Raw genomic sequence first — 20,389 nt, forward strand, 5'->3', positions numbered from 1 at the left:
GCGGCCGCCCAGCCGCGAAACAGCCTTTCGCGCAGCTCGGCCAGCACTTCCAGCGTTGCATCATGGGTGGCGATGCGTTCGCCATAGCGCGATGCCGTGCGGGCAAGCGCCAGGAAACGAATGCCAGCGGATGGTGCGAACACATCGAAGGCGAGGGCTGTCGCCAGCGAAAGCCCGGCAATGGCCGTCGCCGTGATGAACCAGCCCGAGAGCCCAAGAAGCGCGATGCCGCACAAAACGGTGGCGAGCGAGAGGAGTGCGCCGGCGAGAAGCCTGTTGCGGTTGCCGGACCAGAAGAGCGAAGCGACAGCGCGAAGATTGCGATTGCCGGTCATGACCTGGCTCCTGCCGTTTCGGGTGCGTTCAGTGTGATGACGCGATCCATGCGGGCGGCAAGCACGGGATCATGCGTGGCAACGACCAGCGTCTTACCGCGGCTGACGCGCAGAAGGCTTTCGGTGATCTCGCGCGCGGTTTCACGGTCGAGGTGCGCGGTCGGTTCGTCGGCCAGAACCAAACCGGCCTGCGGCGTCGCGCTAGCGCGCGCCAGCGCCAACCGGAGTGCTTCGCCACCGGAAAGGCCAAAGCCGCCTTCGCCGATCATCGCCGGCCCGCGCCGCGCCGCAAGTTCCGACAGGCTTACCGCCTCGAGCGCCGCCGAAACGCGCGCCGGATCCACATCGGCGCGGCCCATTGTTACATTGCTCCTGATCGTGCCGGGGAAGATGTGCGGATCCTGCCCGATCCAGGCAATGGAGGCGCGCAGGTCTGCTGCATTTGCGCCATCCACGAGCAATCCGCCGATGCGAATGGTCCCGCTCTCCGGGACAACCAGTCCCGCAACGAGCGCAAGCAGTGTGGATTTCCCCTCGCCGCTCGGCGCAACCAGCGCGATGCGCTCGCCGGGCTCCACCTCAAGGTCGAAATCGTGGAAGACCGGGACAGCCTCTTCCACGTGGCGGAAAACAAGCCCTTCGACGGACAGCGACAGCGCCCCGCCAGTCCCGATCCGACCGCCTTTCGCGGAAGACGCGACGAGGGTCTTTCGCCCCGGCGCGGCCAGCTTCTTCAACGCGTCGAACGCAGCCTCGCCCGATGCCCGGTCGTGCCACACAGCGGAGAGATCGCGCAGCGGCTCGAAGAAGGATGGCGCCAGAAGCAGGATGAACAGCCCCTCAGCCAAAGAGAGCCTGCCGCCCCATGCGCCGAAATTCAGCTCACCAAGCAGATGAAAGCCCACATAGACGGCGACCATGGCGACGCCGAGCGCGGCAAAGAGTTCCAGCACGGCGGAGGAAAGAAACGCAATGCGCAACACGGCCATTGTGCGGCGTCGAAGGTCTTCGGCACTGGCACGCAGCTGCGTTGCCGTGCGATCCACGGCGTCGAAACTGCGGATCGTTGTCAGTCCACGCAGCCGATCCATGAGAAACGCGTTCATGCTGCCCATCTCGGCGAGTTGATCTTCGCTTGCCTGCTTGGCACGCCAGCCGACCAGAGCCATGAAGATGGGGATCAGCGGTGCCGCGATCAGCAGCACCAGCGCCGCCGCCCACGAAAACACCAGCACGCAGGCAAGGATCGCCACGGGTACGATCATCGCCCTGGACCGCGCCGGACGGAAGCGGGCGACATAGGGGACGACGGCCTCCGCCTGCTCGGCAAGCGTGCTCGCGGCGAACCCCGATGAGGGCCGCGTAACATCGAGCGGCGAGGTTTCGGCAAGGGCCGCGACCGCCTCGTTGCGCAGCACGCTCAACTGGCTCCGCGCCTGACGAAACGCGAAGCGACTGCCCGCACCGTCCATCACCGCACGCGCAACACCGAGAACAAGAATGCCGAGGGCCGGCAGCCAAGCCGCGGAAGCGTCGCTGCCGACGGCAATGCTGCCGACCGCCAGCGCCAGTAGACCCGCTTGGGGAAGCCAGAGCATCGATGCCGTCGTTTGCAGTAGCACCGCGACCCTGCTGACCTCGTCGCGCGCAGACAGCGTGTCCGCAACCTCGTCTGGCTGCGCCTGCGGCACTGCCGCTGTGGTGCGCCCGGCGGCCTCAGGGCGGCGTCTTCCTATGCCGGCGTCTAGCGTTGTCATGGCGTCTTCGGCTCCGTGCGCCTGCGGCCGAGCGATACAATGCGATCCTTGGCGTCGAGCAGTCTTGTCACCTTTGCGCCGAGGTTCAGCAGGGTCGCCAGTTGCTCCGTTTCCAGATGCTTCACATCGTCATACCACTTCGTCAATTGCTCGATGAGGGTCTGCATCTCGGCGAGGCGGGCCTGTGCATGGCGCTCTTCCTCGCTGCCGGGTGTCTGCATCAGAAGCTCGCGGAGGACCGAAAGCGTGGGATCGACCTCGCGCTTCTTGCGCTCTTCTGCCAGCGTCCGCAGGATCTGCCAGACATCGTCCGGTGTCGTGAAGTAATCCCTCCTGTCATCGGGAATATGTTTCAGGATGACGAGATTCCAAGCCTGAAGCTCGCGCAGGCTCATGGAAACATTGGAACGCGAGATGGACAGCGCCTCGACAATGTCATCCGCGCAGAGCGGCTTGGAAGACGCATAAAGCAGCGCATAAATTTGCCCCACCGTGCGGTTGATGCCCCAACGGCTGCCCATTTCTCCAAAGTGCAACACGAAAGACTGCAGGAGTGGCGGGAGGTTCATGATGAGCGGTCCTGACACTGGAGCGCTTTTGCGTTTCACCGAACCGCAAAAGCGCTCTAACCTATTGTTTTTGCGCAACTCCGGACGGAAACTCGGCTTCCACTTTTCCTGGAATTGCTCTAATTTCAGAAATTACTGAAATTTATGTACGTCCATGCATCACGGAAGGCAAGTCTGTGGCCGGTGGTGCGCCGTTATGCAGCAGGCCTGCGATACGCAGCGCGGTGCACGCCCCGCAAGCAGAGCCTACGGCAGGCGCCATGACACCTGAATGTCGGCTTGCTTCGTCAGCGTAGCGCCTGGCCCGGCACCCTGAAGCGCGCGACGAGCCGCATGCCAAGCACGCCCATCACGAAAAACATCCAGACAGGGTCCGTCCGACGAAAGAAGAAGCTCTCGAGAAATGCGTTGAACACGCAGAATGTGACCACCATCATGAAGAAATCGGCCAGAAAGACATTTTCCCGATAGAGCGGCGTGCGCATGTAGTCGCGCAGCGGCACCAGCAGAAAGGTGGCGATGGCGACGGCAAGCGCCGGAAGCCCCATGCCGAGTGCGATGTCGATATATCCATTGTGGCCGTGCACAATGCCGCGAATGTCCCACGGACGGTCGAAGGGCTGGTCGGAGGTGAACACGAGCTCCGTCAGCCAGAAATTGTCGAAGCCATATCCGAAAAACGGTCTCTGGGCGATCATGTCTCCGGCAAAGTCCCAGACAGGCGTGCGCCCCGTATAGGTGAGATCGGGCGCAAGCGTCGCTGCCAGTTCCTTCACCGGCCCGATAAAGACGATGCCGAGGGTGGCAACGGCCAGCGCACTGACGGCGGCAATCACCAGCACCGGAACCAGAAACCGCAGGCCGAAAATGCCAGGCAACGCGATCAGCATGCCGGCGAGCGGCACCGTGGCGGTGGTTGTCTTGGAGCCGGTATGGAAGACGAAGATCATCGCCAGAATGGCCATCGTTGCACCGGACCAGCGCCATCCCCGCCGCCACAGATAAAGGCCGGCGAAGGCCAGTCCGGCCATCACAGGTCCGGCGATGTTCTTGTGCGTGAAGACGCCGCGCCAGAGGCCGGCATGCTGGGACTCCACATCAAAGGCCTGATGGACTGCGACATCGCGCATGGCGATCACGCCGAAATAGGACAGTCCGAGGATCACAAAGCCGGCACAGACCAGCACACGCGAAAACGCGTCCGCATCGCGTGGCAGGGTCAGGATCGCGGCCACGGTGACGATGCCGATGACCGAGAAGGCCACCGTGCGCATCGTGTCGCTCGGTACCGGCGTGTTGAGTGTGGCGACTGCCACAAACCCCAGGAGAAGAATCCACCATGGGCTGAGCAGTGAGACGAGGACGCGCCGGTCAACCAGCATCAGGAGCGAAGCCACGGCAATCGCCCCAAGCGCACCGAAGCCGAGCTGGTTGACGATGTCGCCGCCGCTGCCGGTCACCTGTGGTCCGGCAGGCTGAAAGGGGCGGAAGGAAATCATCAGAACCGTGAACAGCGCCGCCGCAATGGCGGTGGAGGGCTGTCCGGTAGCAGCCATGCGGGCAACGAATGACGGCCCCGACCAGCGCTGTTGGGCAAGGCTGTTCATCGCATCACGCACACCCGGCCAGGCGGCAGCGCCTGCGCGCTACGTCCGTGAAATCCGGGCATGAAATCCGGGAAAGTCCGCATTGCTCACCATTGGGGCCGAAACCTGTTGCTCTCAGTTTATAAAGCGCCCCCTCGCTTAAGACCGCGTTAATTATAACGGTGGACCGATGCCTGTTCTGCGGTCTCCGCTGCGCGCGCCGGCTGGCCAATGGGCGGCGCGGCCGATGGCATCACCCAGACGGTTCCTGTCTCAGGATGCCGGGCGATCGTTGCATCGATACGGTAGACACGCCGGAGCAGCTCTGGCGTCAGAACCGTTTCGGGGGTTCCCACAGCCACCAGACGGCCATGATCAAGCACACAAAGCCGGTCGCAGAACATGGCAGCGAGATTGAGGTCGTGAAGTGCGGCCACCACCGTGATTTCAAGGCCGCGCATGAAGCGCAGGAGCTGAAGCTGATGGTGGATGTCGAGATGGTTCGTCGGCTCATCAAGCACCAGAAGACGCGGCTGCTGCACCAGCGCGCGCGCAACGAGAACGCGCTGCCGCTCCCCACCGGAAAGGGTGCGAAAAGCGCGGTCCTGAAGCGGCTCCAGCCCAAGAAGCACGATTGCCGCCGCAATCAGCGTGTGATCGTGTGACGTGTCAGGCTCGAGAAGCTTCTTGTGCGCCGAGCGGCCCATGGCGACCACATCACGCACCGTCAGGGGAAACTCCGCCGGCATATCCTGAAGCACCGCACCCACATTGCGCGCCACCCATTCAGTGGCTGCCGCCACGCATCTTCACCGTTCACAAGCACCGTGCCCGATGCCGGCCGGTTTATGCGGTAGACGGTTCGCAACAGGCTCGATTTGCCTGCGCCGTTCGGCCCAAGAAGGCCGACCATCTCACCTTCTGAAACGCTGATCGACACATTGTCGACCAGCGTCTTTGCGCCGGTGCGCACGGTGACCGAGCGCAGATCGAGCGTACCGGGCCGAACACTCATCGCGCACCCCCAAATGCGCGCGCGTCGCGCCGCAGAAGCCAGATGAAGAACGGGCCGCCCACGAGCGCCGTGACGATGCCGACGGGCAGCTCTAGCGGCGCGATCACTGTGCGGGCGACAAGATCGGCGCCAATGGTGAAGCTTGCGCCGAGAAGCGCCACCGCCGGCAGTGCGCGACGATGATCCGCTCCGACGAGAAACCGCACGATGTGCGGCATGATGAGACCGACAAATCCGATCACGCCGCTCACCGCCACGGTGATGCCGGTGAGCGCGGCTGCCAGTACAAACATGCTCTGACGGAAACGCTGGACGTTGAGCCCGAGCGCCACCGCGCTCTCGTCTCCCGCCATCAGGAGGTTCAGACGACGGGCCTGCACGAGCATCACGCCAAGCCCAAGCGCAAGGGCGACAAGCGGGATGGGAATGAGCTTCCACTGCGCGGTGCCGAAACCGCCCAGTGTCCAGAACAAGACCCGTGAGGCGAGCTGCGGATCGGGCGATGTGAGCACAATCAGGCTTGTGAGCGCACTCAGGATCGCGCTCATCGCCACACCGGCAAGCACAAGTCGCGTCGGTGTCATGTGCCCGCCCGTTCGCGCAACCCAGAACACTGCGAAGAGTGTCACCAGTCCGCCGAGAAAGGCCGAGATGTGCAGCGTGAACACGCCGAGACCAAGAAGCCCCCAGCGCATCACCACCACGGCGCCCGTTGCCGCACCGGAGGAAACGCCGAGGATGCTCGGGCCGGCCAATGGATTGCGGACGATGGACTGGATCGTCATGCCGGTTACCCCCAGGCTCGCGCCCACAAGGGCGGCGAGCACGACACGCGGCATGCGCGTCTGGACGACAATGGTCTCATAGACCGCGCGCCAGTCAGGCTCGACCAGCCCGTCGCCGGCCACCAGATTGGCGAGAATGGCGACCGCCGTTCCACCGGGTATGTGCACCGAGCCGAACATCAGTCCCGCAATGGCCATACCCAGGAGCAGCCCCACCATCAGGAGAATGACCAGCGCATAGCCTGGCGACCCGCCGCTTGCCGCGCGGGCGAAAGCAACACGGCGAAGAGCCGCGCCTCGCGCAGGCGGTGCTGACTGGAGCACGGCAAGCAGCGCTTCATGGCTGTCTGGGTCGTCCCTCTTCGGGGCGGGAGCATGCATCCCGTGAGTCCCGCTCGCCTGCTATTCGCCCATCCGCTCGGGATGGAAAGCACGGGCCAGTTTCTCCACCGCATCGATGGAGCTCGGCCCCGGCTGGCCCCAGACGGAATCGATCGTGACAAATCTTTCACCGACAATGCCCGGCACGTCCCCGATGGTCGGGTTCGCCTTCAATATCTCGATCCGCCCCTGGCCCAGCTCACCGGCAGGGTCACCGACCACCTGGCCGCCGGCGGTGCCGGAGTAATAGACGACGACGTATTCAGGCATACGCTCGGCGATCTGCTCCCAGGACACCTGACCATAGCGGTTTGCAACATCGCCAAAGATGTTCTCGCCGCCGGCCCGCGACACCACATGCGACAGCATGGTGTTGCCAAGAACGGCGCGTGGGGCGGCCTCTCCGCCGTTGAAGATGAACACCGGTATGGCGTCCGCGCCTTTGAGATCCTCTTCCACTGCAGCGAGCCGTTTTTCAATGTCAGCGATCAGTGCTTCGCCGCGCTCGCGCACGCCAAAGATGGCAGATACGGAGCGGATTTCAGCGTAGAGTTCATCGAAACCGAATTTGCCGAGATTGCAGCCTTCGGTGTTGAGCCGCGTCTTCATGCCCAGATCATGCAACTGGTCGCGCGTGTGGCGGCTTTCGCTGAAGCCGTCAGGATAACCGGCATAGACAAAATCGGCCTCCACCTCGATAAGCTGCTCGGTCGTGGCGACAAGCGGCGAAAGCACGGGAACCTCGTTATACGCCTCTTCATATTGCGGGCTGATCTTGAGGTTCGCCATATAGGAGGTGCCCGCCATGCGGTCTTCCAGCCCAAGCGCCAGCATCATCTCCGTTGCGTTGTTGCTGAGCGTAACGGCCCTTGCCGGCGGTGCGTCATAGGTGGTGGTGACACCGCAGTTCTCATCCGTATAGGGAAAGCCCGCTCCATCTGCGAAAGCAGGCATCGAAGCCGCCAATAGACCCGCGACCGCAAAAGCGCGGAGACCGCCATAACGCATCATGAATTCACTCCTTGCAAAGCCGGCTCATTCCCGGCGTTTTCGAATGGGGATGGAGAAGAGGCCTGCCTGTCGAGAGCCGGGAGCACCTCGGCAGCGAAGAGCTCCATGCCCCTGAGAGCCACATCGTTGGCGATCAACCATTGGCGCTGAACAGGCAGCGTATGCTGCTGGAACCCGTGCGTGCCGAAAGCGCGTGCAATTGCGCATGGCATTCCTCGGGTGTCCCCGCGATGGTGAAATCAGCCATCATCAAAGCGCGGCTGCGCGGCTCTGGCGGTGTCATCCCGCGTGCCAGCGCGCGTTCGGCACGGCGCGTGTTCAGTCTATCGAGAAGCGTGTCGACCCGCTCATCAGCTTCAGCCCGGGTCGGAGCAATCACCACATAACGAGAGAGCGACGAGGCCGTGAGCGATGCCCGCGACGCGCCATGCCGTTCAAGTGCGGCGTGAAACACGGGCAATTGCCGCGCCTCGTTCGGTTCGAGACTGAGCAGCAGCGGAAACCCGTTTCGCGCGGCGATGTCGACGGTTTCTTCTGAGACGCCGGCACGTAGACGGCGGATGCGGTTTCTGAACCGGAGGCGGTCCGACGGCGACATTGGCGAATTTCCAGGGTCCGGCATCGGCAGAGCAGTGCGGCTTTGTCCACGCTTCGATCATGATCCTGAGCGCTTCGCAGAAGCGGCGGTGCGCATCGTCACGCGAAATCTCCAGCGCGGTGAAAGTCGCGGGCTCCGTGCCACGTCCGATGCCCAAATCGACCCTGCCGCCGCTCTGAAAATCAAGCTGCGCGATCTGCTCGGCCAGCATGAGCGGGTGATAGAGCGGCAGGACGAGGATCGACGTGCCGAAGCGCAGCCGCTCCGTACGCGCCAGGATCTCCGCGCCGAGCAACAGCGTCGACGGATAGGGCAGCGCTTCCCGGGCGAAGTGAAACTCGTTGAACCAGATGCCGCCAAAGCCAAGCGCATCAGCGCGTTCGACGAGGTACATGAGTGCAGCGTGATCGCCCAATGCCCCCTCCCGCGCGAATCCAGCCAGATCAACGCGCATTCGGGCCACCTGCAGCAACCGACGGAAAAAGGCGGAAACGACTCATTTGAAATGATATAACATATCGAAGACGATCGAGCCCGTTAAATCGTCTTGTCGCCGGCAAAGCCGCGCCTGCATGCATTCTGATCCTCCTGCCGGCGCACCTCGTCCGGCGTTCATGGTCAATGCATGAGGCAGGTCTCCTGGCTCGCGGCTCGGACGTTCGCTCCGCCTTCCCGGCTCTGGCCAGTGGCATTGGAAGAACTTGCCGCTTACAGTTGCGAGGGCAGCCCCGGAATTGATCCCGCCAGGAGATCGCACCGGGTTCCCTTTTCATCCGCAGGATGCGGAACCGCATGCGGGAGCGACCCTAGCGGCGAAGCGGTCGCCGCGCAACACACCGCAGCCCGGTTCCATGACAAAATCATCGGCTGGGCCGGGCGAGCCTGAACGCCCTGCCAGTCCTGTGGCCGCGTTCGCTCCGAAGTCCGCCATCCATAGGCGAAAATCCAGGCCTTCCGCTGCATCGCCCTGGCATATCCCGGCGGAAAGCAACCGATGGTGGAACTAAAGCATCGGACCGAAAAGTGGAATCCGGTTTTCGGATTATTCCGATGCTCCATCAAGAATTTAGATCGTCCTTTGTGCGTGCGGATGAACGCACGGCGATCTAGTGTTTGATTTATAAATGAATGTATACTTCATATATAAACATTGAGCACGCCGGTTGGATGGCTGCTCACCTCGGGGGGTGCAGTCGGGTGGACACGTCTCGTTTAATGGGCAGCTCTGATCGAGCGACAATCTGCGGGCAGAATGCCGGACTTCCGTGCGCCCTGACCTGCTTTCAGCCTGCAACCACAGGCTCTGCGTCGAGGCGGTCGGTGCTTTGACCGGGCGACTTCAGACGCTTTGGAGCGCCATCACGAGCATCGCCGGCTCAAACCATGCCGGGCGCACCATGCCGGTGACGACAGTAAACTGCCCGCCATCGTGGCCTCACAGGAGGTGTGGGGCTTTGTGATGATATTCAACACATGCCGATCATCAGTTTTACCGCCGTGTCCAGCAAGGAGGGCTGCCGGCGTATTCGTACATGCCGATCATCTGCATGAGCATTTCGTCGATCTTCGCATCGCCGAAAACGGAGCTGTCATGGCTCCGTAAACGCCCTGGTTCTCCCCCGCAATGAGGGAGGGAGGACGGGAGTGCTCCGCTTCCTTCAAACGGAGACAGCGGGGCAATAACAGGTGCCTGATGCAGCTACACCGGGAGAAGCTGCTCATTTCTTTTGGGAGGAACCATGTTGAAACTATCCAGACTTCGCGCGCTCTCCATCGGAGCCGCTGTGGCCATCGCCGCCAGTGCAACAGCCACCCTCGCCCAGGACGTCCTGAAGTTCGGTCACGTCTACGAGGCTTCCACGCCCTACCATGCTGCGGCGCTTCGCGCGGCCGAGCTTCTCGAAGAAGCAACCGGGGGCCGCTACAAAATGGAGGTCTTCCCCGCATCGCAACTCGGGAAGGAAGCAGCCCTCAACGAAGCGCTTTCACTGGGAACGGTGGATGTGATCTACACGGGCGTTGCCTTTCTCGGGCAATCCTACGGCCCCATAAGCATTTCCGACTACCCCTTCACCATGCGTTCCTATGAACACTGGAAAGCCTATGTGAACTCCGACCTCTTCGATGAGATGAGTGAGGCGTATAACAAGGTTTCCGGCAATACGGTTGCGGCCATGACCTATTACGGTGCGCGCCATGTGACCGCCAACAAGCCGATCCTTTCGCCGAAGGATATGGAGGGTCTAAAAATTCGGACGCCCAACGCTCCGGCCTATCAGATGTTCCCACGCGCCACGGGCGCAAACCCCACCCCGATGGCCTTCGCCGAGGTGTATCTCGCCTTGCAGCAGGGTGTGGTCGACGCGCAGGAGAATCCACTCCCGACGATCCAGTTCAAGAAGTTCTACGAGGTCCAGTCGAACATCAATCTGACCGGGCACATCACAAACTCGCTGGCGACGGTCGTATCGCCTGTGACGATGAACAAGATGGGTGAGGACGGCGCCGCTCTACTGGAGGCGCTCGCCACCGTGGCAACGCAGACATCGGATGAGATCGTCGCCTCGGAGGGAGAGCTGGCTGACTGGTTCCGCGACCAGGGAGTGACCGTGAACGAAGTGGATCGCAAACCATTCATGGAAGCCGTCGCGCCGCATCTGACGGGCGAGGATGTGCCGTGGGATGCCGCGATCTTCGAACGCCTTCAAGCCATTCAGGAATGACATCGGCCTGTGGGTCCGGCATTTGCCGGGCCCATTTGCGCAACGGGAGGACGCGCTGATGGCGCAGAACACCATGGTGCCGGAAATCGACTTCGACGCGATTTCCGCAGAGGACGAAGCGCATTTCGCAGGCTTTAAGATAAGCCTGGCGGACTACGCGCTTCTCGCAATCTTTCTTGCTTTATTTCTTGTTGTTTTTGTTCAGTTTTTCACGCGATACGTCCTCAACGACTCCATAAGCTGGACCGAGGAGGCCGCGCGCTATCTGCTGGTCATACTGGCGTTTGCGGGGGCGGTTCGCTGCCAGATCACCGGAAGCCATATCGTGCTGGAATTCGTCGACAAATATTACGGGCGCAAACTCGGCCTCGTGCATGTATTTTCGCTGCTGTGCACCGTGGCGCTGTTCACGATTCTTCTCTGGTCCGCCTGGGAGCTGATCCAGCGGACATCGTTCCAGCGAATGGTGTCGCTTCCTTTCCCGAAATACTACCTCCACGCAGCCGTGATGGCTCTGGCCGGCCTCAACGCAGTTGTGGCGGCCATGCAGCTCATGCTGCGCGTGAAACAGATGATACGGAGCTGACGGCAGATGGGCCTGACTATTCTCTTCGTTTCCCTGTTCTTCCTGATGCTGCTCAGAGTTCCCATCGCGTTTTCTCTGGCGCTCTCATCCTTCGCGTACATCCTCTATTCGGGTCTTCCACCCGTGGTGTTGATGCACAACATGGTCAACGGAATGGACAGTTTTCCCCTGCTGGCCATACCCTTTTTCATATTCGCCGGCGCATTGATGAATTCCGCCGGGATCACCGCCCGCATATTCGGCTTCGCGCGTGCCATTGTCGGGTGGATGCATGGCGGTCTGGGACATGTGAACATCGGCGCAAGCATCATCTTTGCAGGCATGTCCGGTGCCGCCGTGGCCGATGCCGGCGGGCTGGGCGCGATCGAGATCAAGGCGATGCGCGAGGCCGGCTATGACGACGACTTCAGCGTCGGTGTCACGGCGGCATCGTCGACCATCGGGCCGATCATCCCGCCATCCCTGCCACTGGTGATTTTCGGCGTCATGGCGTCGGTTTCCATCGGGCAGCTTTTCGTCGCCGGCATTGTTCCGGGCCTGCTGATGGCAGCGTCCCTTTCCGCCATGGTCTGGTGGAAATCACGCAGGAGGAATTATCCGCGCGACGTGGCTTTCCGGCTGGACACGATTGCGAGCCGGTTCAAGGCAGCGTTCCTCCCGCTGATGACGCCCGTCATCATTGTCGGTGGCATCGTATCGGGCGCGTTCACGCCCACCGAAGCGGCGATCGCCGCCGCCGCCTATGCGCTTTTTCTCGGCGTTATCGTCTATCGTACGCTGACACCCAGGAAGCTCGCTGTCATCTCTCTCGAAACCATCGAGACGACAGCGGCAATCATGATGATTGTCGGGGCGGCGTCGGTGTTTGCGTGGATCCTCACCGCCAATCAGGTGGCGACGCATTTCGCCGAATTTGTGCTGTCCTTTACGGACAGCAGGGCGATGGTTCTGCTCCTGATCATGATCGTGGTCCTGATCGTCGGCCTGTTCATGGAGACGATCGCGGCGATTTCCATTCTGGTTCCGGTTCTCATGCCGGTTGCCGCGCAGTTTGGCATCGATCCCGTTCACCTCGGCATTATCGTGATCCTCAACCTGATGCTGGGCCTGCTGACGCCACCCGTCGGATGGTGCTGTTCGTCCTGTCACGGGTTTCCCGGGTGCCGTTTGAACAATGCGTCAGGGCCACGCTGCCTTTCCTGGTGCCGCTCCTTGCCGTTCTGCTTCTGCTGACGTTCATCCCGCAGCTTGTGCTCTGGCTTCCGCAGCTTCTCTATGGAGGCTGAGGCGGTGAGACCGCGCGCTCACATTTCATTGGAAACACCTTAAGACGGTGCCCACGAAACCGACCGAAGCTCAGTTCAAGGAAATCGATCTTGTGCAAACTATTTAAAGCGCCACCCTTCTCCAGAGGTGGTTTTTTACAGACGCTTGATCCAAAACGGCCCCCAATCCCGGCAGCGAGTTGAGGAGCATCCGACCACCCCTCACATTGTCTTCCCAAGGGTTCTCGAGGATTGGCCGATAATCCGGCTCCTTCGCATAATCGGGAAAGCACTCCAGAACCATGAAATTGGGGATGCATGCGGATAGCTGCGCTGAGATCGCCGTGGCGAGCGCGCTTCCGTAATTGTGCGGGGCAACCCGTGCGTTGTGAATCTCCGCCAGTGCAGCAATTTTCTTTCCCTCCATCAGCCCGCCCGTATTGCAGATGTCAGGCTGGACAATGGAGATCGCTTCCGTTTCCAGCAGCGAATGAAAGCCAAAGCGCGTATAGACACGCTCGCCCGCCGCGAGAGGAACTGACGTCGTGCGGCCCACCCTCGCCAATGCACCGGGGAGAGCAGGATCCACCGGCTCCTCCACGAAGCATAGATTGAAAGGTTCCAGACGTTTTAGAAGCGGCAGAAGCTGATCGCTGGAAAGCCCACCCCCAAAATCGAGCATGATCGCAACGTCATCGCCGACGGCGGCCCGCAACTTCTCGACACGCTCGATGACAAGCGCGCTCTCGCCCTCGCGCAGGCTGCGGCGTGCGGGATGCCGGATCACCGTGACAGGATCGGCCATGCCGAGCGGATAGAGCTTCAACCCGCGATAACCACGTTCCACCGTGCGCAGGCCCGCCTTCGCAAACTCGCTGCCGCTGTTACAGCCGAGCCACCAGCCATTGGCATAGACCTCAAGATCGGTCTCGATCGGGCCGCCGAGCAAAGAGTAGACTGGAACGCCGAGCGCCTTGCCCTTGATATCCCAGAGCGCATGATCGATGGCGCTGAGACCGGCCATGGAGATTGCGCCGCCCCCCTTGGTCCAGAAGCCCTGATCGTAAATGTCGTTCCAGATCAGCTCGACGGGCGAAGGGTCACGCCCGATCACGAGGCGTTCCAGCATCGCTGCCAGCATTTCGGCTGCCGCTGTCGTGCCGAGGCCGTAGGCAATGCCGGCTTCGCCCAGTCCGGTTATGCCTTCGTCCGTTTCCAGCTCCAGAATGACGGCCCGGCGGAAGCCCGTTGGTACGACATAGATATTGGCGGCGGTAATTTTCATGACACTTCCAGACAGGTTGCTCGCACCCGACTGTCGGATGTGGCGGCCGGCATCACAATGGAATTGTGGTCAGAGGCCTGTGCCCGGGTGGAATAGGCTTCTGCGGGGATATCATCCGAGCATGCTGGCAAGTGCGCGCTCTTCCTGCTCCATCTCCGCGATCAGCCAGTCGCGCACCATTTCGACAATGGGGCGGGTTGCCCGCTGGCTCGATGAAACGAGATGATAGCTGCGGTCGGTGAGAATGACCCTGTCGCTGGCGCTGACAAGCATGCCGTCGATCACAAGACGCGAAACCACCGAGGTCCAGCCGAGCGCCAGCCCCTGACCGCTGAGCGCGGCCTGAAGCACGACCGAATAATCGGAAAAGGAAAGCTGGTTCCATGTGGCGGGAATTCGCCGGCCCGCTTCCGATGCGAATTCCGGCCAGCCGAACCAATGGTCTGGCAGGTTGATCAGTGTGTGAGGCGATGCCGGTTCATCAAAGGATCCGCGCTCACGCACATAACCCGGCGCACCGATGGCCAAAACCCGTTCGGGTGCAAACCAGCCACCGAGCTTGCGCGCATCGTCGCCCACGGCAACGCGCAGTCCCAGATCGCAATTGTGAAGCGGGCCGCCCACACTTCCTGGCAAAAGCTGAAACTGGAGATCGGTGTTGGGAAATTCTTCCCTGAAGCTGCTGTAGCGCGGCATCAGCCAATGGGTGGCCATGCCTGAGGAGATCGACAGCATCACCACTTCGCGGGTGTCGTCGCGCCCCTCGATCTCATCCAGCACGTCTTCGATGGAGTGAAACGCGCGGGTGGTGACGCGGCTAAGTTTTTTGCCGGCTTCCGTGAGCGCGAGGTTTGGCCCGGACCGTATGAAAAGCTTTTCGCCGATGTGTTTTTCCAGCGATGCGACAGCGTGACTGACGGCCGGCTGCGTGATGTTCAATTCGTCCGCAGCCTTGGAGAAATTTGAATGCCGGGCGGCGACTTCAAAAACGAACAACGTGCCGGGTGAGGGAAGGTGACGACGCAATACCATGAATCAAGCTTATACTGAGGATGAATCTTTTCAACCTGTTTGAGCGGTACCTTACGTGGCAACGTGGTGCTCAACCGATCGCAAGAGCGACAAAAAACAATAAGCGGAACGCTATGCTTGCGCACGATGGGACCGTGGCCGGGCTTTTTCCGAGAACAGAGTAGAAGGTCCGGCAATGGGTTTGGACACGCAACGGCTGCGGGCGGAAACGCCGGGCTGTCGAGCAGAACTGGTTCATTTCAACAATGCGGGCGCCAGCCTCATGCCGCAGCCGGTCATTGAGGCGGTGGAGCATCACTGGGCCGAGGAGATCATGTCGGGGGGCTATGAAGCTGCCGAAAGGCACGCCGGGCAATTGCAGGCAACCTACGGTGCGTGGCACGGCTTGTCGGTGGTGCTCCCGACGAGGTTTCCTTTTTCGACAATGCCACCCGCGCCTGGCAGGCTGCCTTCTTTGCCATGGACTGGCAGTCGGGCGATCAGCTGATCACAGGCCAATCGGAATACAACTCCAACATGATCGCCTTTCGCCACGCCGAAAAGCGACTGGGGATCGAGGTTGTGCTGGCGCCAGACACACCCGACGGAATTGTGGATGTGGCGGCACTCGAAGCTGATCACCGCGCGTACGCGCTTGATCGCCATCTCGCATATGCCGACCAATGACGGCCTTATCAATCCCGCACGGGAGATAGGGCAGGTGGCCCGCAGGCACGGTGTTCCGTTTTTGCTGGATGCCTGCCAGTCTGTGGGGCAGATGCCGATTGACGTGAAGGCGCTGGGCTGCACGATGCTTTCGGCAACAGGGCGAAAATATCTCAGGGGTCCGCGCGGGACGGGATTTTTATGGGTCGACGGCAAGGCGCTCGATGCGCTTCGGCCCCATGCGCTCGACATCCAGTCGGCGCAATGGACGGATGTGGATCGTTTCCAGATGGCAGCAGGTTCCCGGCGTTTTGAACTCTGGGAACGCAATGTAGCGACCCAGTTGGGCCTCGGTGCCGCATGCCAGTATGCGATGGAGATCGGCCTTGAGAACATCTGGGATCATGTCCGGGACCTTGCGGCCGAGATGCGCGGAATGCTGGCGGAACTGCCGGGCATAACCGTTCAGGACCGTGGTGTGGAGAAGAGCGGGATCGTGACGTTTTTTCACGAATCCGTGCCGGCCGAGGTGCTGGTGGGTGCATTGCGTGAAGAGTTTGGCATCAACACCTCGGTTTCCAACACCCAGTTGACCCGCAGGCGCTGCGCGCCCGGGGCGTGACGTCACTGGTGAGAGCCTCCGTACATGCCTACAACACGCCGGAAGAGATAGAGCGGCTTGGAGCATCGCTGATGGCTCTGGCCGACGGGAAACGGAATTACAGGGAATTGAACGCAGGTCAGCCGGTTTGATCCGACCTGCTTCGGGGAACGACAAAACAGAGAAAAAGAGGAGAACGGCCATGACTTTCAAGCCGACAAGACGAACAGTGCTTACCGGGATGGGGATTGCCGGTGTAGCCGGCCTGTGCGCACCCGGACTGATCCGCCCCGCCCGTGCGGCGAGCGGCGAACTTAACATCTGGGCCTATGACGGCTTCATCACCGATGCGTTTCGCAGGCGCTTCGAGGACGAGACGGGCATTCGCCTCAACATCCGTACCGTCACCGACCAGGGTGAGCAGTTCAACCTGATGGCTGCGGAGGACGGCAAGTTCAGCGCCGATATCGTGACCTGCGCCGGGCATCGCTTCTACCAGTTCATCGATGCAGGCTTCCTTGCGCCCATCGACCGCGCAAAGCTCGGCAACTGGAACCGCATCGAGGACGAATATGCGAGCGCATCATGGGTCTCGCGCTCGGGCGAGCAGTGGGGTGTGCCGCTTGTGGTGGTCTCCACCGGTCTTCTTTACAACACCGAGGAGATCGAAGCGCCGGAAAGCTGGGATGTGATGTTCAACGAGGCCAATGCCGGGCGCACGGCCTATCAGATCCAGGATTTCTTCCAGATCGCCATGAACTATCTGGGCTATGACGGTTCGGCCGCTTCCTACATGAACACGCCGGACGTGGCGCAGCGTGCGGTCGACGCGACGCGGGATTTCCTGATCGAGCACAAGCACATGGTGCGGCGTTACTATGAAGCGGCGACCGAGATCCAGCAGATGATGGTGACGGGCGACGTGGCGCTGGCGCAGGCGGGCTCGGGCCCTTCCTCGCAGCTGATCATCGACGGTTTCCCGGCAGCCTACACGATCCCCAGGGAAGGCGGGCTCGCCTATGCCTATGGCTTCAACATCACCAAGGATGCGGCCAACATGGAGAACGCGTACACCTTCCTGAACGCGCTGCTGGCAGATGCAGAGAATGGTGCCGAGATCGTGCGTTCCACCGGCCTCTCCTCCACCATCAAGGGCACCGAAGCGCTGTTGACGGATCAGGAGAAAGAGGCGCTGGCGCTGAGCGCAGAGGAACGCAGCCGCCTTTCCTGGGTGGATGTGGAAACGGCGCCCTTCATCTTCGATCTGATCGACAAGGCGGCGGAAGAAATCCGCGCCGCCTGATCAGCGCCAAAGAACAGCCGGCTGCCTTTCTGGCGGCCGGCATCGAAGCCGAAAACGAGTATTCATGACCCGCCTGCTCATTCATTTGCGACGGTATTCCGTCTATCGCGGCTTGACCGATCTCTATGCCCGCTCACCACTGGCGCGGGTTTTGATCGTGTGCATTGTGCCGCTTCTGTGGATTATCGGCACGACGGTCGCGCCGCTGGCGCAGATGGTGCTGGTGAGCTTTTATGATAGCTTCCCCGTGCGCGAGGGGGAGGCCGCACGCTGGACGCTGGCAAACTATGCGAGCTTCTTCGAGCGCCCGCTATACCTCACGGCGTTTATGCGCTCCTTCGTGTTTGCAACGGTGGTGACCTTGCTGACGCTGCTCGTTGTCTTTCCGATTGCCTACTACATCGCCAAGGTGGCACCGCGCGGCAGGCGCACAAGGCTGCTGCTTCTGGTGATCGCCCCCTTCTGGGTCAGCGAGATCATCCGCAGCTTTGCGTGGATCGTGATGCTGGCCAATCGCGGGGCGGTGAACTCGTTCTTCTCCTTCATCGGCATGCCGGGCACGCCGGTGGAACTGCTGTACAACAATTTTTCGCTGACCATCGGCGTCATCTACCTGACCTCACTCTACATGCTCCTGCCGCTCTATGCGGCGCTTGAAAAGATCGATGACAACGTGCTGGAGGCGGCGGCCAATCTCGGCGCACCCGCCTGGCGGCGCTTTTTGCGCATCGTTCTGCCGCTGTCGCGCGACGGCGTGGTGGCCGGTTGCTCGCTGGTGTTCCTGCTGGTGATCGGCCTCTACGCCATGCCGCAGCTTCTGGGCGGACCGGGCAACACGCTGTTTGCCACAACGATCGGCCAGATCTTCGCCAAGGCCGGAGCATCATGGCCGCAGGGCAGTGCCTTCAGCATCATCCTGACTGGAGCGGCACTTGCCTATGTGGGCCTCTTCGTGGCGATCTTTCAGCGGCGCGGCCGCGGGAGGGCATGATCATGAAACTGCGCAATCTCGCCCTGCCCGGCCTCTTCTGGCTGTTCGTCGCCTATCTGTTCCTGCCGCTGCTCGTGATGGCGGCGATGGGGTTCCGCGATTCCAACTTCGTTGCCTTTCCGATCCATAGCTGGACGACGAAATGGTACAGCGAGGTGCTGCTCGACCGCGATGTCATGGAGCGCTGTGGCTTTCAGCCCGGGTCGCCGTTTTCTCCACGGTGATATCGGTGGCGGTCGGCCTGCCGATTGCCTTCGCCGTTGCCCGCACGTCGGGTGTCATGCGTGGGCTGTTGATCGCGCTCATTCTTTTGCCGGCATTCCTGCCGGTGGTCGTCTCGGCGATTTCGCTGCGCATCTTCATCGGGCGGATCGGTCTTGAAACGGGGACCGCGGCAATCGCCTTCGGCCATGCGGTCGGCTCCGTGCCCTTCGTCGTCATCATGGTCCTGACCCGTCTCAACACGATGGGCCGCAACATGGCGGATGCGGCACGCAATCTGGGTGCGGACGACGTCATCATTCTCGTGCGCATCGTGCTGCCCTACCTGTCGCCGGCGCTGCTGGGCGCCTTCATGTTCTGCCTCTTGTTGTCGTTCGAGGATTTCGTGCGCTCGTTCTTCCTCGGCGGGTTCGAGCAGACCTTCCCGGTTCTCCTGTTTGCGAGGCTGCGTTTCGGTTTCGATCCGGGCCTTGCCGCCATCTCGACGCTCGTCCTCATCGCCACGACCGGCTTTGGCCTTTATGCCGAACGCTTTGTGCGCAAGCGCAGCCTGCGCAGCGAAACCTCCCTGACTTCCGGTGCCAAGAATGACTGATCCCGTACCCGCCATCGAACTGAAGAACATCTGCAAGGCCTATGGGGCGCTGCGGGTCATCGACGATGTTTCGCTCACCATCGAGCGCGGCGTGTTCATCACGCTTCTGGGGCCGTCGGGCTGCGGAAAGTCCACGTTGCTGCGCTCCATTGTCGGCCTGGCCGAGCCGGATAGTGGCACCATACTGGTTGACGGAAAGGACATCACCAACGCGGCTGCACACAACCGCCCGGTGAAGATGGTGTTTCAGGACTACGCGCTCTTTCCCCACATGACCGTTGCCCAGAACATCGGTTTCGGCTGCGAGATGCAGGGCATGGAAAAGAGCGCCATTGCCCGCCGCTCCACGGAGCTTCTGGAACTTATCCGCCTGCCCGACATCGCCAATCGCTACCCCGACGCGCTGTCGGGAGGCCAGCGGCAGCGTGTGGCGCTCGCCCGTGCGCTGGCACCCGATCCGGCAGCGCTGCTTCTTGATGAGCCTCTTGGCGCGCTTGATCTAAAACTGCGGCAGGACATGCAGCGTGAGCTGAAGGCCATCCAGCGGCGCACGGGCAAGACCTTTGTTTTCGTCACCCATGACCAGCAGGAAGCCATGTCCATGTCGGACCTGGTGGCGGTGATGAACAAGGGCAAGATCGAACAGCTCGACAGCCCCGAAAACATCTACGCCAATCCCGCAACGCTGTTCATTGCCGATTTCGTCGGCGCCACCAACCTGTTCGAAGCGACGGTCGAAGCGAAGGACGGGGACCACCTGACACTTTCCGTGGGCGATGCACACTGGCGCGTTCCGGCCGCTCGCGTGACTTCGCACAGAAAGCCGGATGTGGGTGAGGCGGTCTCGGTGGTGATCCGCCCGGAGGCGTTCGATATCGGAGCAAGCCGTCGCAAGGGCGACATCCAGCTATCCGGCCGCCTGACCGACCAGACCTATCTCGGCGACCGCGTGCATCTCAATGTCGAGACAGCGGACGAAAAGTCATTGCTGGTCGATGCAAGGCCGCCGATCTCGATCGGAGAAGGCGCGGAAATCAGACTGCATTGCCGAGCAGACAATCTCGCGATCATCGCCGGTCGATGAGCGCGCAACAAACAGACTGT

The 20,389-nt window shown here is 61.5% G+C and carries 18 protein-coding genes, 3 pseudogenes and 1 riboswitch; of the genes and pseudogenes, 9 read left to right on the forward strand and 12 right to left on the reverse strand.

Features of this window, described 5'->3' with window-relative positions:
• The 10 genes and pseudogenes from JCM21793_RS26230 to JCM21793_RS31015 form a co-directional block, all read right to left on the reverse strand.
• Positions 1-335, reverse strand: a pseudogene (locus tag JCM21793_RS26230) (ABC transporter ATP-binding protein); the annotation flags it as partial.
• On the reverse strand, positions 332-2,092 hold the full coding sequence (gene cydD, locus JCM21793_RS14920) for a thiol reductant ABC exporter subunit CydD (RefSeq protein ID WP_025030878.1): 1,761 nt from the start codon (positions 2,090-2,092) through the stop codon (positions 332-334). The gene cydD and the pseudogene JCM21793_RS26230, both read right to left, overlap by 4 nt.
• Positions 2,089-2,661 carry a GbsR/MarR family transcriptional regulator gene (locus tag JCM21793_RS14925; protein ID WP_007010159.1) on the reverse strand — a complete coding sequence of 191 codons (573 nt, stop codon included), beginning with the start codon at positions 2,659-2,661 and terminating at the stop codon, positions 2,089-2,091. Before JCM21793_RS14925 ends, cydD begins: the two co-directional genes overlap by 4 nt.
• 287 nt (positions 2,662-2,948) lie before the next feature.
• Positions 2,949-4,268 carry an O-antigen ligase family protein gene (locus tag JCM21793_RS14930; RefSeq protein WP_051556205.1) on the reverse strand — a complete coding sequence of 440 codons (1,320 nt, stop codon included), beginning with the start codon at positions 4,266-4,268 and terminating at the stop codon, positions 2,949-2,951.
• 149 nt (positions 4,269-4,417) lie between these two features.
• Positions 4,418-5,050, reverse strand: a complete 633-nt coding sequence (locus JCM21793_RS26235; RefSeq protein ID WP_244439781.1) for an ABC transporter ATP-binding protein — start codon at positions 5,048-5,050, stop codon at positions 4,418-4,420.
• A complete protein-coding gene (locus JCM21793_RS31635) occupies positions 4,975-5,262 on the reverse strand; it encodes an ATP-binding cassette domain-containing protein (RefSeq protein WP_244439782.1) in 288 nt (95 codons plus the stop codon). Before JCM21793_RS31635 ends, JCM21793_RS26235 begins: the two co-directional genes overlap by 76 nt.
• Complete coding sequence (locus tag JCM21793_RS14940; RefSeq protein ID WP_025030880.1) at positions 5,259-6,428, reverse strand: FecCD family ABC transporter permease; 1,170 nt, start codon at positions 6,426-6,428, stop codon at positions 5,259-5,261. Before JCM21793_RS14940 ends, JCM21793_RS31635 begins: the two co-directional genes overlap by 4 nt.
• Before the next feature lie 21 nt (positions 6,429-6,449).
• Positions 6,450-7,382, reverse strand: a complete 933-nt coding sequence (locus tag JCM21793_RS14945) for an ABC transporter substrate-binding protein (RefSeq protein ID WP_244439783.1) — start codon at positions 7,380-7,382, stop codon at positions 6,450-6,452.
• 190 nt (positions 7,383-7,572) lie between these two features.
• Positions 7,573-7,959: an LLM class flavin-dependent oxidoreductase gene (locus JCM21793_RS31010; protein WP_280113528.1), complete on the reverse strand. Its 387-nt coding sequence runs from the start codon at positions 7,957-7,959 to the stop codon at positions 7,573-7,575.
• Positions 7,874-8,491, reverse strand: a complete 618-nt coding sequence (locus JCM21793_RS31015) for an LLM class flavin-dependent oxidoreductase (protein ID WP_202901434.1) — start codon at positions 8,489-8,491, stop codon at positions 7,874-7,876. The genes JCM21793_RS31010 and JCM21793_RS31015 overlap by 86 nt, the downstream gene beginning before the upstream one ends.
• A 158-nt stretch (positions 8,492-8,649) precedes the next feature.
• Positions 8,650-8,845, reverse strand: a riboswitch (cobalamin riboswitch).
• A gap of 931 nt (positions 8,846-9,776) precedes the next feature.
• Between JCM21793_RS31015 and JCM21793_RS14955 the strand changes: the two genes are divergently transcribed.
• From JCM21793_RS14955 to JCM21793_RS26250, 3 genes and pseudogenes are all read left to right on the forward strand, one after another.
• Entirely contained in the window at positions 9,777-10,760 is a 984-nt protein-coding gene (locus JCM21793_RS14955; protein ID WP_007010155.1) for a sialic acid TRAP transporter substrate-binding protein SiaP, read from the forward strand.
• A 58-nt stretch (positions 10,761-10,818) separates the two neighbouring features.
• Positions 10,819-11,346: a TRAP transporter small permease gene (locus JCM21793_RS26245; protein ID WP_025030882.1), complete on the forward strand. Its 528-nt coding sequence runs from the start codon at positions 10,819-10,821 to the stop codon at positions 11,344-11,346.
• Positions 11,347-11,358: 12 nt separating this feature from the next.
• Positions 11,359-12,632 (forward strand): annotated as a pseudogene (locus JCM21793_RS26250) (TRAP transporter large permease).
• A 103-nt stretch (positions 12,633-12,735) separates the two neighbouring features.
• On the opposite strand, the gene JCM21793_RS14970 reads toward JCM21793_RS26250, so the two are convergent.
• Together JCM21793_RS14970 and JCM21793_RS26255 are read right to left on the reverse strand one after the other, a co-directional pair.
• Positions 12,736-13,896: a mandelate racemase/muconate lactonizing enzyme family protein gene (locus JCM21793_RS14970; protein ID WP_025030883.1), complete on the reverse strand. Its 1,161-nt coding sequence runs from the start codon at positions 13,894-13,896 to the stop codon at positions 12,736-12,738.
• Positions 13,897-14,007: 111 nt separating this feature from the next.
• Positions 14,008-14,928, reverse strand: coding sequence for a LysR family transcriptional regulator (locus tag JCM21793_RS26255; protein ID WP_036540495.1), 921 nt, complete (start codon positions 14,926-14,928; stop codon positions 14,008-14,010).
• A 375-nt stretch (positions 14,929-15,303) separates the two neighbouring features.
• On the opposite strand from JCM21793_RS26255, the pseudogene JCM21793_RS29785 reads away from it, so the two are divergent.
• The 6 genes and pseudogenes from JCM21793_RS29785 to JCM21793_RS15000 all read left to right on the forward strand — a co-directional run bounded on the left by JCM21793_RS29785 (position 15,304) and on the right by JCM21793_RS15000 (position 20,369).
• Positions 15,304-16,195 (forward strand): annotated as a pseudogene (locus tag JCM21793_RS29785) (aminotransferase class V-fold PLP-dependent enzyme).
• Positions 16,196-16,376: 181 nt separating this feature from the next.
• Positions 16,377-17,477 carry an ABC transporter substrate-binding protein gene (locus JCM21793_RS14985; RefSeq protein WP_025030884.1) on the forward strand — a complete coding sequence of 367 codons (1,101 nt, stop codon included), beginning with the start codon at positions 16,377-16,379 and terminating at the stop codon, positions 17,475-17,477.
• A gap of 64 nt (positions 17,478-17,541) precedes the next feature.
• Complete coding sequence (locus JCM21793_RS14990; protein WP_025030885.1) at positions 17,542-18,468, forward strand: ABC transporter permease; 927 nt, start codon at positions 17,542-17,544, stop codon at positions 18,466-18,468.
• Positions 18,469-18,470: 2 nt separating this feature from the next.
• Positions 18,471-18,692, forward strand: coding sequence for an ABC transporter permease subunit (locus tag JCM21793_RS30435; RefSeq protein ID WP_244439785.1), 222 nt, complete (start codon positions 18,471-18,473; stop codon positions 18,690-18,692).
• Between the two features lie 5 nt (positions 18,693-18,697).
• Positions 18,698-19,285: an ABC transporter permease gene (locus JCM21793_RS26265; RefSeq protein ID WP_244439786.1), complete on the forward strand. Its 588-nt coding sequence runs from the start codon at positions 18,698-18,700 to the stop codon at positions 19,283-19,285.
• Positions 19,278-20,369, forward strand: coding sequence for an ABC transporter ATP-binding protein (locus JCM21793_RS15000; RefSeq protein WP_025030886.1), 1,092 nt, complete (start codon positions 19,278-19,280; stop codon positions 20,367-20,369). Before JCM21793_RS26265 ends, JCM21793_RS15000 begins: the two co-directional genes overlap by 8 nt.
• Positions 20,370-20,389 lie beyond the last annotated feature (20 nt).

This window comes from Nitratireductor aquibiodomus NL21 = JCM 21793 (assembly GCF_000615975.1).
GTDB lineage: Bacteria > Pseudomonadota > Alphaproteobacteria > Rhizobiales > Rhizobiaceae > Nitratireductor > Nitratireductor aquibiodomus.

Coding starts and splice junctions, on each gene's coding strand:
- JCM21793_RS14970 (WP_025030883.1), bottom strand. CDS start 13,896: ATGAAAATTACCGCCGCCAATATCTATGTCGTACCAACGGGCTTCCGC.
- JCM21793_RS26255 (WP_036540495.1), bottom strand. CDS start 14,928: ATGGTATTGCGTCGTCACCTTCCCTCACCCGGCACGTTGTTCGTTTTT.
- JCM21793_RS14940 (WP_025030880.1), bottom strand. CDS start 6,428: ATGCATGCTCCCGCCCCGAAGAGGGACGACCCAGACAGCCATGAAGCG.
- JCM21793_RS30435 (WP_244439785.1), top strand. CDS start 18,471: ATGAAACTGCGCAATCTCGCCCTGCCCGGCCTCTTCTGGCTGTTCGTC.
- JCM21793_RS26245 (WP_025030882.1), top strand. CDS start 10,819: ATGGCGCAGAACACCATGGTGCCGGAAATCGACTTCGACGCGATTTCC.
- JCM21793_RS14990 (WP_025030885.1), top strand. CDS start 17,542: ATGACCCGCCTGCTCATTCATTTGCGACGGTATTCCGTCTATCGCGGC.
- JCM21793_RS14985 (WP_025030884.1), top strand. CDS start 16,377: ATGACTTTCAAGCCGACAAGACGAACAGTGCTTACCGGGATGGGGATT.
- JCM21793_RS15000 (WP_025030886.1), top strand. CDS start 19,278: ATGACTGATCCCGTACCCGCCATCGAACTGAAGAACATCTGCAAGGCC.
- JCM21793_RS14955 (WP_007010155.1), top strand. CDS start 9,777: ATGTTGAAACTATCCAGACTTCGCGCGCTCTCCATCGGAGCCGCTGTG.
- JCM21793_RS14925 (WP_007010159.1), bottom strand. CDS start 2,661: ATGAACCTCCCGCCACTCCTGCAGTCTTTCGTGTTGCACTTTGGAGAA.
- JCM21793_RS31635 (WP_244439782.1), bottom strand. CDS start 5,262: ATGAGTGTTCGGCCCGGTACGCTCGATCTGCGCTCGGTCACCGTGCGC.
- JCM21793_RS14930 (WP_051556205.1), bottom strand. CDS start 4,268: ATGAACAGCCTTGCCCAACAGCGCTGGTCGGGGCCGTCATTCGTTGCC.
- cydD (WP_025030878.1), bottom strand. CDS start 2,092: ATGACAACGCTAGACGCCGGCATAGGAAGACGCCGCCCTGAGGCCGCC.
- JCM21793_RS14945 (WP_244439783.1), bottom strand. CDS start 7,382: ATGCCTGCTTTCGCAGATGGAGCGGGCTTTCCCTATACGGATGAGAAC.
- JCM21793_RS31015 (WP_202901434.1), bottom strand. CDS start 8,491: ATGCGCGTTGATCTGGCTGGATTCGCGCGGGAGGGGGCATTGGGCGAT.